The organism is Pseudomonas sp. SJZ080, from assembly GCF_007828295.1.
Lineage (GTDB): Bacteria > Pseudomonadota > Gammaproteobacteria > Pseudomonadales > Pseudomonadaceae > Aquipseudomonas > Aquipseudomonas migulae_A.
Window position 1 is genome coordinate 341273 of record NZ_VIUK01000002.1, and the last position, 13390, is coordinate 354662.

The window sequence follows — 13390 nt, forward strand, 5'->3', positions numbered from 1 at the left end:
GGCTGCGATCTTCTGATTTATCCTTACCCAAGAACCCTGGCCAAGAAAGGAGCAGTCCGGCTCTTTTTGCTCTTGGCGACTTTCTGCGGCGTACCCGCCAGCACAATCCTGCCGCCCTGATCCCCAGCCCCCGGCCCGATGTCGATCACCCAGTCACTCTGCGCCACTACGCGCATTTCATGTTCGACGACAATCACCGTATGCCCCGCCATGACCAACGTATTCAATTGTTCGAGCAAGCGATCGACGTCCCGGGGATGCAACCCGGTGGTGGGCTCGTCGAGCACATACAAGGTCGCGCCGCGCTGGTTGCGTTGCAGTTCGGTGGCCAGTTTGATCCGCTGGGCTTCGCCGCCGGACAACTCGGTCGCCGGCTGCCCGAGGCGCAGATAACCCAGACCGATATCCCGCAGCACTTCCAGCGAGCGACGGATACCCGGCTCCTCAACGAACACCTCGACCGCTTCGTCCACCGTCAACTGCAACACCTGCGCAATGTTCAAACCCTGCCAGTTGATCGCCAGCGTTTCGGGGTTGTAGCGTGCGCCGTGGCACGTCGGGCATGGCGCGTAGACGCTGGGCATGAACAGCAACTCGACGCTGACAAAGCCTTCGCCTTCGCAGGTCGCGCAGCGGCCCTTGGCGACGTTGAAGGAGAACTGACCGGCATCGTAGCCCTCGGCCTGCGCCTCGGGTGTGGCGGCGTACAGCTTGCGCACGTTGTCGAACAGCCCGGTGTAGGTCGCCAGGTTAGAGCGCGGCGTGCGACCGATGGGTTTCTGATCGACTTGCACCAGACGCTTGATCGATTCCAGCCCTGCGCTGACCTGGCCGCCACTGACCTGCGGTGCGTCATCCTCAAGGCTCAGCTCTTGCGGTTCGCTGTTACTCGCCGAACGCCCGAGATGCGCGCCCACCAGTTCCAGCAGCGCCTGGCTGACCAGGCTTGATTTACCGGAACCCGAAACGCCGGTCACCGAAGTGAAACAGCCCAGCGGAAACTCGGCACTGAGGTTGCTCAGGTTGTTGCGGGTGATGCCCTCCAGTCGCAGCCAATCGGTCGGCTTGCGGCTGGTTCGCGGCTGACTGACCTGATCGGCGAACAGGTACGCGCGGGTCTGCGAGTTCGTCACTTCGGCCAGCCCCTGTGGCGGCCCGCTGTACAGGACGCGGCCGCCATGCTCGCCCGCCGCCGGGCCCACATCGATCAGCCAGTCGGCACGGCGCATGGTTTCCAGGTCATGCTCGACCACGAACAAGGTGTTGCCCGCGGCTTTCAAGCGCTGCAAGGCTTCGAACAGCGCTTCGCCATCCGCCGGATGCAGACCGGCCGACGGTTCATCCAGCACGTAAATCACCCCGAACAACTGTGAACCCAATTGCGTCGCCAGTCGCAACCGCTGCAACTCACCGGACGACAACGTCGGCGTGCTGCGCTCCAGCGCCAGATAACCGAGCCCCAAGTCGGTCAGCGTGCTGACCCGCTCCAGCAAATCCTGAGCGATCCGTTGTGCGGCCAGGCGTTTTTCCACCGACAGGTTGGGCGTGTGGCGCACATCCGGCGCGTTGGCGTGACCACTGGCGCCGTGGGCCACTCGCTGCTCACGGGCCTCGCGGGTCTGGTCGTGGCTCAACACCTCGCCCGCCTCATCGGCCTGTTCGAGGTAACTGTGAGCGGCCACCGGCTTCAAGACTTCGGCCACTTGCAGCAAGGGCATCTGCGATAACTCGCCGATGTCGTAACCGGCGAACGTCACCGACAACGCCTCGCGCTTGAGCCGTTTGCCGTCGCACAGTGGGCACGGACTGCCGAGCATGAATTGCGAAACACGCTTCTTCATCAGCGCGCTTTGCGAATGGGTGAAGGTGTGCAGGATATAGCGCCGGGCACCGGTGAAGGTGCCCTGGTAACTCGGCTCCATTTTGCGCTTGAGGGCGACTCTGGTTTCTTCCGGTGTAAGCCCGGCATACACCGGAACGGTCGGGGTTTCCTCGGTGAAGAGAATCCAGTCGCGCTGCTTTTTCGGCAGGTCGCGCCAGGGTTTGTCGACGTCGTAGCCCATGGTCACGAGGATGTCCCGCAGGTTCTGTCCCTGCCACGCCGTGGGCCAGGAAGCGACCGCACGCTGGCGAATGGTCAGGCTGGGGTCCGGGACCATCAGCGCTTCGGTGACTTCGTACACCCGACCCAAACCATGGCATTCAGGGCAAGCGCCTTGGGGTGTGTTGGGCGAGAAGTCTTCGGCATAGAGCATCGGCTGCCCCGGCGGATAACTGCCGGCGCGGGAGTACAGCATACGGATCAGGCTCGACAACGTGGTCACGCTGCCCACCGAAGAGCGGGTGCTCGGTGTGCCCCGCTGTTGTTGCAAGGCGACTGCGGGCGGCAGGCCTTCGATGGAATCGACGTCCGGCACGCCGACCTGATCGATCAAGCGTCGCGCATACGGCGCCACGGACTCGAAATAGCGCCGCTGCGCTTCGGCGTACAGGGTCGAGAATGCCAGGGATGATTTCCCCGAGCCGGATACGCCGGTGAACACCACCAGCGCATCACGCGGGATATCGACGTCGACGTTCTTGAGGTTGTGTTCACGGGCACCGCGCACTCTGACCATGCCGGAAGGAGAATCGGGAGTGCGCTTGGAAGTCATGGGGTGCCTTGATCAGAAAGTTCGAAGGATTGACGCATTGCCGGGAATTCACGCGATCCCATTGTAGGAGCCGGCTTGCTGGCGATAGCCATTTCACGGACGCCATCGCCAGCAAGCCGGCTCCTACAATAGTTGTGTGTTCAGCCATTGAGAACTGTGCGGATCATCCGGGTCAGTGCTTCGGGGCTATAGGGTTTGCTCAGTAAAAAGGTATCGGGGCTGAGTTGGTGATTGCGCGAAATAATGTCACGGGTGTGGCCGGACGTGAACAGTACCGCCACCGGTGGCGTCTGCACTTTGGCCCAGGCCGCCAGATCCGAACTCTTGATCAGCCCGGGCATGACCACATCGGTGAAAATCAGCTCCACTTCCACCCCGTCCAGCAGCATCTGCATGGCGGCATCGCCGTTGGCGGCGGTCAGGACCTGATAGCCCTCCTCGCTCAACAATTCCACCGCCGAAGCGCGCACCGCGTCATTGTCCTCCACCACCAGAATGGTTTCGTGACCGCCGCGTTGCGGCGTGTCATGGGGCGCTGTTTCACCGAGCGGGGGGCGCAGGCTCCGTGGAAAATACAGCTGCACCCGAGTGCCCTGCCCTTCGACGCTGGACATCTCGATGTGCCCGTCACTCTGTTTGACGAAACCGAACACCATGCTCAGCCCCAACCCCGTGCCCTGGCCGTCGGCCTTGGTGGTGAAAAACGGTTCGAACGCTTGCGCGAGCACTTGCGGCGACATGCCGACGCCCGTATCGGCCACGGCGACACGAACATAATCACCCGCCGAAATCCCCTTGCCTGCGCAGAACCGGCGATCGAGTACGACATTCTCGGCGCTCAGTTCAATGGTCCCTTCACCCTGCATGGCGTCACGGGCATTGATCGCCAGATTGAGAATCGCGTTTTCCAGTTGATTGCGATCGACGTTGATGTACCAGGACGCTTGAGGCAACCGCACATCAATCTGGATGGTTTCGCCCAACGCCCGTTGCAACAATTCGCCCAGGCCTTCGAAGATCTGCCGTGGGTCGCACACCGCTGGCGACAACGGCTGACGGCGGGCGAATGCGAGCAATTGCGAGGACAGTTTCGCGCCCCGCTCCACCGCCGCAATCGATGCGCTGACCCGGCGCTGCACGTTGGCATTGTCCGGCTCATGTCGCGCCAGCAAGTGCAGGTTGCCGGCGATCACCTGCAGCAGGTTATTGAAGTCATGAGCCACGCCCCCCGTGAGCCCGCCGATGGCTTCGAGTTTCTGTGACTGGCGCAGTTGTTCTTCCGCCGCCAGCCGCGCTTCGACTTCGTCGGCGACGCGCTGCTCCAGATTCCGGGTGAACTTGAGCAGGGATTCTTCGGCGGTCTTGCGTTCGTGGATGTCGATCAACACCCCGGGAAAGCGGAACGGTTCGCCTTGCTCATCGAACTCGCAGCAACCGCTGGCCTGCACCCACAGGTAACTGCCGTCGGGGCGCAGCACACGATATTCGGCGTTGAAGGGTTCGCCAGTGGTGACGGATTGATTGACCTGCTCGTTGACCCAACTGCGGTCGTCGGGGTGAATCCGCGCTTCAGCGAAGTCCGTCGGCAAGTCGCCGAGGTTATACCCGGCCGGATAGGAAAAGGTCCGGGCAAAGCGTTCATCGCCCGAAAGCAGATTGCCCTTGATGTCCCAGACAAATGAGCCGAGCAAGGCCCCGGCATTCAACGCCAGGCGCACCCGTTCATTGTCGGCGCGGTAGGCATCTTCGGCTTCCTGGCGACGGCGCTCGGAAATCACATGGTCAGTGGTGTCGACCACCATCGCCATGACCCCGGCCGGCTGCCCCTGGTCATTGGCCACCGGGCTGTAATAAAGGTCCAGCCATACGTCTTCGGGCACGCCGTCCCTCAACAGCACCAGCTCTTTGTTGCGATAGGACAAGGTGCCGCCGGCCAGGCAGGTATCGACCACATGCCGGTTGAACTCGGCGACTTCCGGCCAGCCCAGTTCCACCGGAGCGCCCAACAGATAAGGATGTCGGCCACCGGCGAACGACGAGTACGCGTCGTTATAGATCATGTAACCGGGGTGGCCCCACAACATCACCATCGGCAGTGGCGAGGCGAGCAACAGCTGCACCGCGCTGCACAGGCTGGCGGGCCAGGTGTCGATGCTCCCCAGCTCGGTCTGGCTCCAGTCGAACGCACGGATGCGCCCGGCCATTTCGCCGTTCCATCCGGCACACCCGTGGCTATCGTCTAGAAACTGCATTGGCTGGCTCTATATCCGGTAACTGCACCCGTTTGTTTCGAGCATCGCGGATGCCAATGGTTTCATGGAAGGTTAGCTGATTCTTGCGGCAATCCGTGGCGCCACAAATCCCTGTGGGAGCGGGCTTGCTCGCGAAGGCGGCGTGTCAGGCAACATCAATGTCTACTTTGCCGACGCCTTCGCGAGCAAGCTCGTTCCCACAGGAACCAGGTCAGGTTTGAGCTTTGTGGTTAAACCTCGATCAGGTGCTTGAGCGGGTGATACCCCGTTTTCAAGGTGGCAGCGACATCGAGGATCGCCTTCTCGATACCGTTCAAATGCATGCAGGTCAGTTCAATCGCGGCGCTCTGGTTGCCGGCCTCGATGTACTCGATCAGGCGCAGGTGCTCATCGTCGCGGCAGGCTTCGTGGCTGTCGTCATCCAGCGCAGCAGCGTACAGCGAGGCGCGGGAAATCAGTTTGCGGAACCAGTCCAGCAACACGGGGTTGTTCAGGCTTTGCGCGAGTTTGATGTGGAACTCGCCGAGCAGATGAATCAACCGTTCATGGTCACCGCTGCGGTGTGCTTCATCCTCCAGCAACAGGTGATCGCGCAAGTCCTGGGTCACCGCGGTATCACGCCGGCGACAGAGTTCGCTGACGATGCCGATCTCGATCAAGCGCCGCGTTTCAAACAGCGAACGGATCTCTTCATCGCTGGGCAGCGATACCGACGCCCCCTTGTTGGGCTCGGTCGTCACCAATCCATCCGCCTCCAATTGCTTGAGCGCAGCACGAACCGACGTGCGGCTGACATTGAAAAGCTCCGCCAGCGACGCCTCGCCGAGCTTCATGCCGGGACGCAACGAACGTTTGCTGATCGCCTCGTAAACCCCTTGGTAGACGCGGTCGACCGTGGTCTCGAGTTTCTTCTCGGTCATTTGAACACTCCTTTAGCGCTAAACAACCGGCCCCAGGCGATGAGCAGCCTTTGAAAAAGGGGGTTGCACAAGCAGATTAATCCGGTTATTTGTAGATTGCATCCAGATATTGCATACAATAATTAGATGAATGCATCATTATGGGTCATCCAGTCGCAATCGAAGTGCGTAACGTCTCCAAGCGGTATTCCGACGATCCGGGGCTGGCTCCAGCCCTCGACAACGTTTCAGTCGACATTGCCGACAATGAATTCTTCACCCTGCTCGGCCCGTCCGGCTGCGGCAAAACCACCCTGCTGCGCACCATCGCCGGCTTCGAACACGTCAGCGATGGCGAGATCCGTCTGGCGGGCGAACCGGTCAATGATTTGCCGCCGTTCAAGCGCCGGGTCAACACCGTCTTCCAGAGTTACGCGCTGTTTCCGCACATGAGTGTCGCGCAGAATATCGCCTTCGGCCTCGAGATGCAGGGCCTTGATCACAAGGTTATTCCTCGGCGCGTCGATGAGATGCTGGCGCTGGTGCAGATGCAACACCTGGCCAAACGCAAACCCGCCGAATTGTCCGGTGGCCAGCAACAACGCGTGGCCCTGGCCCGGGCGTTGGCGCCGAAACCGAAAGTGCTGTTGCTGGACGAACCGCTGTCGGCGCTGGACCTCAAGCTGCGCAAAGAGATGCAGGTCGAACTCAAGCGCGTGCAGAAGGAAGCCGGGATCACCTTCATTTTCGTCACCCACGATCAGGAAGAAGCCCTGACGCTGTCCGATCGCATCGCGGTGATGTCCGCCGGCAAGATCCTCCAGATCGGCACGCCGAACGATATCTACGAACGGCCGCAGCATCAGTTCGTCGCCCAGTTCATCGGCGACATCAATTTCCTGCCCGGCCACCTCAAACGCGGTCAGCAGAACGAAAAACTCTTCGTGCCCAACGGCATGCCGGTGGAAATCCCCTGCCCGGCCCAGGGCTTCGACGGCAGCAATGTGCAACTGGCGTTCCGCCCGGAGCGTTCACAACTGGTCGAACCGGAGCAACCGCATCACCTGCGCGGCATCATTGAAGCGGTGTTGTACGTCGGCACCGCAACCCTCTACCAATGCCGCTTGAACAACGACATCAAGGTCATGCTGCGGGAAAACAACGAAGGCCTGAACCGCGGTCGCGCAGTCGGTGATCGCGTCGCGGTCAACCTGCCGCCCCACGCCTGCCTGTTGATGGAGGCCTGAGATGAGCGTCAGCAGCACTTCTCCCGCTCTCAACCGCGCGCTGTTGCTCAGCCCGGTGGTTCTGACTTTGCTGGCGCTGATCGCCATTCCGCTGGGCATCATGGGCTACATCAGCCTGTTGCCACGCAACGTGTATGGCGGTGTCGACTGGCAGGCCAACTGGCAGTTGCAAAGCTACGTGCAGCTGTTTTTCCAGGAAGGTTTCGACGGCGAACTGGAACTGAACTGGGTCTATGCCCAGGCGCTGTTGCGCTCGGTGTTCCAGGCCGGTGGCACGACGTTGCTGTGCTTCCTGTTCGGTTTTCCGGTGGCGCTGTGGATGTCGAGCCTGACCCCGCGCCGGCGCAACCTCATGGTCCTGCTGATCACCATTCCGTTCTGGACCAACCTGCTGATCCGCAACTACGCGTGGCTGATCATCCTGCGCGAGCATGGCTGGGTTGCCCAGAGCCTCAACGCGCTGTTCCCGCAGGCGGGCGGCATCACTCTGCTTTACAACGACTTCGCCGTCAGCGTCGGTCTGGTCTACAGCTTCCTGCCATTCATGATTCTGCCGATCTACTCGACCCTGGAAAAACTCGACTGGCGCCTGGTGGAGGCCGCCTACGACCTGGGCGCCAATCGCTGGCACGCACTGAAGCGAATCATCCTGCCGCTGTCGATGCCGGGGGTGATTGCCGGCGCGTTGCTGGTGTTTGTGCCGAGCCTCGGCGCCTTCATCACCCCGGCGATTCTCGGCGGCGGCAAGACGCTGATGATCGGCAACCTGATCCAGCAACAGTTCGGCACCGCGCGCAACTGGCCGCTGGGCAGTTCGCTGTCGTTCCTGTTGCTGGGGATTCTGCTGCTGTCCCTGGTGCTTTACGCGCTCTATAGCCGCAGCGCCGCCAAAACGCTTCGTCGGGGAGCCACCGTATGATCGCCCTGCACCTGAAAAAACTGCCGCTGACCCGCGAAGTCAGCCTGCTGATCCTGGCCTATCTGTACGTGCCGATCTTTGTGCTGATCGCCTACAGCTTCAACGCCAATCGCTCGGCGACGGTGTGGACCGAGTTTTCGTTCGCCTGGTACGGGCGGATTCTGGCCAACCCGTCGATCCAGACAGCGGCGCTGAACTCGATCATCGTCGCCAGCATCGCCACGGTTTGCGCCACGGCCATTGCACTGCTCGCGGCGCTGGCGACTTACCGGCCGTTCTACGGGCAGAAGATGGTCGAAGGCGGGATCAACCTGCCGCTGATCCTGCCGGAGATCGTCACTGCCGTGGCCACGTTGCTGCTGTTCATGGCGCTGGGGATCAAGCTCGGTTTGCTGACGGTGATCGTCGCACACATCGGCTTCTGCATTCCGTTCGCTTACCTGCCGATCCGCGCGCGTTTGAACGACCTGGACAAAAGCCTGCTGGAAGCGGCGAACGATTTGTACGCCAACCCGTGGCAGGTATTCCGCCGGGTGACGTTGCCGTTGTTGTGGCCGGCGGTGTTGTCCGGCTCGGTGCTGGCATTCGTGGTCAGCCTCGACGATTTCATCATGACGTTTTTTGTGGCCGGCCCCGGTTCGACGACGTTGCCGGTGTACATCTTTTCGGCGATCAAGGCCGGCGTGACGCCGGAGATCAACGCGATCTCGACCCTGATGCTGGTGATTTCCATCGTGCTGGTGGTGCTGGCCTTCTGGCTGGGACAGCGCGGCAAACAACAATAATCCTGGAGCGTTCTTTTATGAATCTGAAAAGCATGCGGTATGGCGTCGCCGGTCTGGCCCTCAGTTGCTTCACTGTTTTTGCCGCGCAGGCGGCCGAGCCCAAGGAACTGTTCTTCTACAACTGGACCGATTACTACCCGGTGGACCTGCTGGCCAAGTTCGAAAAAGAGACCGGCATCAAGGTCACCATGGACGGCTACGACAGCAACGAAACCCTGCTGGCCAAGTTGCAGGCCGGCGGCGCGGCGTATGACGTGATCGTGCCGTCGCAGTCAATCATGCGCACCCTGATCAATCAGGACCTGCTGCTGGAAATCGACGCGTCGACCCTGCCCAACTTCCAGTACGTCAAACCGGCATTCCGCGACCCGAGTTTCGACCCTGGCCGTAAGTTCTCGGCGCCATACCTGTGGGGCACCACCGGGTTTTCCTATGACAGTGCACGTGTGCCGGGCGGCAAACTCGACGACTCGTGGAAAGAGTTCTTCGAACCGCGCAAGGAACTGCAAGGCCAACTCGCCGCCCTCGATACCTCCAGCAGCGTGATCAATGCCGCCAGCCATTATCTGAACGTCGACGAGTGCAGCGAAAACCCGCAGGACGCCAAGCGCATTCTGGAACTGCTGCAAAAGCAGAAACCGTTCCTGAAGATGTACAGCTCGGACAACACCGTCGACCGCATGGCCTCCGGCGAAGTGATCATGATGCAGAACTGGAACGGCTCCACCGCCCGCGCCACATTGCAGAAGAGCACGATCAAATACGTGTATCCGAAAGAAGGCCTGGCGATGTTTCAGGACAACTTCGCCGTGCCCAAAAGCGCCCCGCACCCCGGCAACGCGAAGATCTTCATCGACTGGATGATGAAACCGGAAAACGCCGCCGCCGTGTCCAACGCCATCGCCTACGCCAACGGCATCCAAAGCGACAAGTTGATCGACGCCAAATGGCGGGTCATGGATGCGATCAACATGCCCGACGAGTTCGCCTCGCGCCTGCGCCCCGAGAAAGAGTGCAGCAACAAGGCGCGGGCGCTGCAGGACCGGATCTGGTCGAAGCTCAAGGGCTGATTGGCTGGCTTGAGACCGAGGCGCGGCCATCGCCAGCAAGCCGGCTCCTACAGGGAAATGCATTTCAAATGTAGGAGCCGGCTTGCTGGCGATGAGGCCCTTCCACACAACACAGAATTCGAGGTATGCAATGACCCAACCCCGCTGGCTGCGCAACGTGCGCCCCTACGGCTCCACCGCCGAAGACCTGCTGATCGAAAACGGTCTGTTCAAGCAACGTCGCCCGGCATCGTTCGCGGCCCTGACCACCACCGACATCGACGGCCAGAACCAGCTCCTCACCCCGGCCCTGGTCGAAAGCCACGTCCACCTCGACAAAACCCTCTGGGGCCAACCCTGGCGCCCGAACAGCGCCGGACCGACGCTCAAGGATTACATCGCCAACGAGCGCCGCGTGCTGCGTGACGTGAAAAGCCCTATCGCCGAACGCGCCGGCGCCCTGCTGGAAAACTGCATTGCACGCGGCTCCCTGACCATGCGTTGCCACGTCGACATCGACCCGGATTTCGGCCTGCGCCATGTCGAAGCCATGCAACAGCTGCGCGAACGCTACCGCGACCTGATCGACCTGCAACTGGTGGTGTTCCCGCAAACCGGCCTGATCAGCCGCCCTGGCACCGCCGCACTGATGCACGAAGCCATGGCCCTGGGCGTGGAAAATGTTGGCGGTCTCGACCCGTGCGGCATTGACAACGACCCCGTCGCCCAGCTCGATTTCGTGTTCAAACTGGCCAGCGAATTCGACCGTGGTGTCGACATTCACCTGCACGACAAAGGTGAACTGGGCCTGTGGCAAATCGCGCTGATCGCCGACTACACCGAGCATTACGGGCGTCATGGTCGGGTAATGATCAGCCATGCGTATTGCCTCGGAATGCTGCCGTGGAGCCAGGTCAAACCGGTGGCCGAACGGCTGGCGGCGCTGGGAATTTCGCTGATGAGTTCGGCACCCGCCGACTGCGCGGTACCACCGTTCCTTGCATTGCGCGAGGCCGGGGTGAATGTGTGCCTGGGTTCCGACGGCATTCGTGACGCCTGGTCGCCCATGGGCAACGGCGACATGCTGGAACGGGCGATGCTGCTGGCGCTGCGTTTCGACTTGAACAAGGACGAGGAGCTCGCGGCGGCGTTTGCAGCGGCGACCGTGAATGGCGCGCTGGCGTTGGGCTGTGAAGATTTTGGCGTGGAGGTCGGTCAACCGGCGGACTTCCTGTTGATGCCGGTACAGACGCTGGGTGAAGCCGTGGTGTCGCGGCCCGTGCGCCAGGTTTATCGGCGCGGCGAGTTGATAGCCGCGGGTGGCCGACTGCTGGACAGCCGCTTGTGAAATGCATCGGCCTGAAAAGCAGCTGCGTGGTCGGTTTCGACGGCACGCAACATGTGCTGTGGCGCGACGGCGAAGTGGTGTTCGAAGGCTCGCGCATCGTGTTTGTCGGCAGGGATTATGCCGGCCCGGTGGATCAGTGGATCGATTACGGCAACGCGCTGATCGGTCCCGGTTTCATTGATCTGGATGCACTCGGCGACCTCGACTCCACGGTGCTGACCCTGGACAACGGCGATGAACGCGACATGGGCCGGATGTGGTCCGAAGACTATCTGGCCGGCGGTCCACGGGAGAGTTACACCGCGGATGAAGAAGTCTTCAAGTACCGCTACGCCTTCACGCAGCTGATCCGCAATGGCATCACCACCGCCATGCCGATCACCTCGATGTATTACCGCGAGTGGGCCGAGACCTACGACGAATTTGCTGCGGTGGCCAGTGTGGCAGCCGAGCTGGGACTGCGGACTTACCTTGGCCCCTGCTACATGAGTGGCATGAGTTACTGGCGCGCCGATGCAAGCCTGGGGCATCACTGGGATGAAGCCCGGGGCATGGCCGGGCTCGACGCGGCTGCGCGGTTTTTCGAGGACTTCGACGGTGCACATGACGGTCTGATTCGTGGCGCGCTGCTGCCGGATCGCATTCAGACCTGCACCCCGGCGCTGCTGCAACGCACCGCCGCGCTGAGCCGTGAGCTGAACGCACCGATGCGTTTGCATTGCTGTCAGGGCCTTGGCGAAGTGGCGATGGTCGAGCAATTACGCGGTGTTTCGCCGCTGGCGTGGCTGGAGCAATGGGGTCTGCTGACACCACGCAGCCTGCTGCCCCACGGCATTTACACCCACGGTGATGAAGACCTGCAACGGGTGGTGAATGGCGGCGCGAGCCTGGTGCATTGCCCGGTGGTGTTTGCCCGGGACGGCGAGGCGCTGAACTCGTTCGGGCGCTATCGGGCCAAGGGCATCAACTTTGCGCTGGGCACTGACACCTGGCCGGCGGACTTGCTGGACAACATGCGTCAGGGGTTGAACATCGCTCGCTTGATGGAGGGCGGTAGTTCGTTGACCAGCACGCTGGACATGTACAACGCTGCCACCCTCGGCGGCGCCAAGGCGCTGGGGCGTGATGACCTCGGCCGACTGGCGCCGGGGTGCAAGGCCGACATCACGGTGTTCAGCCTTCGCGGCCTGCATTTGGGGCCGCTGTTCGATCCATTGAAAAACCTCGTGCTGGCCGGGCGCGGTGACGACTGCATCGCCAGCTACATCGATGGCCGCTGCGTGATGCAGGACGGCCAGGTTCAAGGCGTCGACTACCCCGCCCTGCAACGCCAGGCCCAACGACAATTCGAAACACTGATGCGCAGCCACAGCGATCGGGCCTTTGGCCAACCGGACTGGAAAACCCTGTTCAAACCGGCCATCCCGTTCGCCGACGACTACAGCGCGCACGCGCCACTGAGCGCAATGAATCCCCTACTCTAGAGATTTCTGCCCATGCAAAGCTTCGACTTCAGCACCCTGAGTGCGCGGGACAAATACAAGATTCTGATCGGCAGCGTGGTGCCTCGCCCCATCGCGTTGGTTACCACGATTGATGGCGAAGGACGGATCAACGCCGCGCCGTTCAGCTTCTTCAATGCGCTGTCGGCCGACCCGCCGATCCTCGCACTGGGCGTTGAGAACTACGGCGACCAAAGCCCCAAGGACACCACCCGCAATATCCAGCTCAATCAGGAATTCACCGTCAACATCGTCAGCGATGCGTTGGTGGAAGCGATGAACGTCTGCGCCGTGCCCTTCGCTCCCGGCTTCGACGAACTGACCGCCGCCGGCCTCACGGCCATTCCCGGCACCACGGTGAAATGCCCGCGCATCGGCGAGGCGCCCGTGGCGCTGGAGTGCCGACGGATGATGGCGCTGTCCATCGGGCAGTCGCGGGAGATCATCTTCGGCGAAGTGCTGATGGCCCATGTGCGGGATGAACTGATCGACCCGAAAACCCTGTACATCGATCAGCTGGGGCTCGATGCGATTGGGCGGATGGGTGGACATGGGTATGCGCGTACCCGGGATTATTTCGATTTGCCGACCCGGTCGTTGCAGGCGTGGACGGACGCACCGGGCGGTGGCGAGCGGTTTTGGCCAGAGGCTAAATAATCAGAAAGTCACCACAACCTGTAGTAGCCGGCTTGCTGGCGATGGCGTCATCACGGCCACCACCGCTTCGCCAGCAAG

At 61.6% G+C, this 13390-nt stretch carries 10 protein-coding genes; 7 read left to right on the forward strand and 3 right to left on the reverse strand.

Annotation, left to right across the window (positions count from 1 at the left end; translation table 11 throughout):
- Positions 1 to 23 precede the first annotated feature (23 nt).
- From uvrA to FBY04_RS04015, 3 genes are all read right to left on the reverse strand, one after another.
- Positions 24 to 2654, reverse strand: coding sequence for an excinuclease ABC subunit UvrA (uvrA, locus tag FBY04_RS04000; protein ID WP_145314580.1), 2631 nt, complete (start codon positions 2652 to 2654; stop codon positions 24 to 26).
- 140 nt (positions 2655 to 2794) lie between these two features.
- A complete protein-coding gene (locus FBY04_RS04005; protein WP_145314581.1) occupies positions 2795 to 4906 on the reverse strand; it encodes a PAS domain-containing sensor histidine kinase in 2112 nt (703 codons plus the stop codon).
- A 230-nt stretch (positions 4907 to 5136) separates the two neighbouring features.
- Positions 5137 to 5826 (reverse strand): GntR family transcriptional regulator, encoded by a 690-nt coding sequence (locus FBY04_RS04015; RefSeq protein WP_084323454.1) that lies wholly within the window; start codon positions 5824 to 5826, stop codon positions 5137 to 5139.
- A 140-nt stretch (positions 5827 to 5966) separates the two neighbouring features.
- Here FBY04_RS04015 and FBY04_RS04020 point away from each other — a divergent pair, with 140 nt between their 5' ends.
- The 7 genes from FBY04_RS04020 (at position 5967) to FBY04_RS04050 (ending at position 13312) form a co-directional block, all read left to right on the forward strand.
- Positions 5967 to 7052 (forward strand): ABC transporter ATP-binding protein, encoded by a 1086-nt coding sequence (locus tag FBY04_RS04020; protein WP_084323455.1) that lies wholly within the window; start codon positions 5967 to 5969, stop codon positions 7050 to 7052.
- A gap of 1 nt (position 7053) precedes the next feature.
- Positions 7054 to 7971: an ABC transporter permease gene (locus FBY04_RS04025; RefSeq protein ID WP_084323456.1), complete on the forward strand. Its 918-nt coding sequence runs from the start codon at positions 7054 to 7056 to the stop codon at positions 7969 to 7971.
- Positions 7968 to 8756, forward strand: a complete 789-nt coding sequence (locus tag FBY04_RS04030) for an ABC transporter permease (protein WP_084323457.1) — start codon at positions 7968 to 7970, stop codon at positions 8754 to 8756. Before FBY04_RS04025 ends, FBY04_RS04030 begins: the two co-directional genes overlap by 4 nt.
- Positions 8757 to 8773: 17 nt before the next feature.
- A complete protein-coding gene (locus FBY04_RS04035; protein WP_145314582.1) occupies positions 8774 to 9826 on the forward strand; it encodes an extracellular solute-binding protein in 1053 nt (350 codons plus the stop codon).
- A 130-nt stretch (positions 9827 to 9956) separates the two neighbouring features.
- A complete protein-coding gene (locus FBY04_RS04040) occupies positions 9957 to 11153 on the forward strand; it encodes an amidohydrolase family protein (RefSeq protein WP_145314583.1) in 1197 nt (398 codons plus the stop codon).
- Positions 11150 to 12637, forward strand: coding sequence for an amidohydrolase family protein (locus FBY04_RS04045; RefSeq protein ID WP_145314584.1), 1488 nt, complete (start codon positions 11150 to 11152; stop codon positions 12635 to 12637). Before FBY04_RS04040 ends, FBY04_RS04045 begins: the two co-directional genes overlap by 4 nt.
- Positions 12638 to 12649: 12 nt before the next feature.
- Entirely contained in the window at positions 12650 to 13312 is a 663-nt protein-coding gene (locus FBY04_RS04050; protein ID WP_008031517.1) for a flavin reductase family protein, read from the forward strand.
- Positions 13313 to 13390: the final 78 nt, after the last annotated feature.

Excerpts from the sequence above, each read along its gene's own strand:
- FBY04_RS04035 (WP_145314582.1), top strand. The coding sequence starts at position 8,774 with ATGAATCTGAAAAGCATGCGGTATGGCGTCGCCGGTCTGGCCCTCAGT.
- FBY04_RS04040 (WP_145314583.1), top strand. The coding sequence starts at position 9,957 with ATGACCCAACCCCGCTGGCTGCGCAACGTGCGCCCCTACGGCTCCACC.
- FBY04_RS04050 (WP_008031517.1), top strand. The coding sequence starts at position 12,650 with ATGCAAAGCTTCGACTTCAGCACCCTGAGTGCGCGGGACAAATACAAG.
- FBY04_RS04020 (WP_084323455.1), top strand. The coding sequence starts at position 5,967 with ATGGGTCATCCAGTCGCAATCGAAGTGCGTAACGTCTCCAAGCGGTAT.
- FBY04_RS04015 (WP_084323454.1), bottom strand. The coding sequence starts at position 5,826 with ATGACCGAGAAGAAACTCGAGACCACGGTCGACCGCGTCTACCAAGGG.
- FBY04_RS04025 (WP_084323456.1), top strand. The coding sequence starts at position 7,054 with ATGAGCGTCAGCAGCACTTCTCCCGCTCTCAACCGCGCGCTGTTGCTC.
- FBY04_RS04005 (WP_145314581.1), bottom strand. The coding sequence starts at position 4,906 with ATGCAGTTTCTAGACGATAGCCACGGGTGTGCCGGATGGAACGGCGAA.
- FBY04_RS04030 (WP_084323457.1), top strand. The coding sequence starts at position 7,968 with ATGATCGCCCTGCACCTGAAAAAACTGCCGCTGACCCGCGAAGTCAGC.
- uvrA (WP_145314580.1), bottom strand. The coding sequence starts at position 2,654 with ATGACTTCCAAGCGCACTCCCGATTCTCCTTCCGGCATGGTCAGAGTG.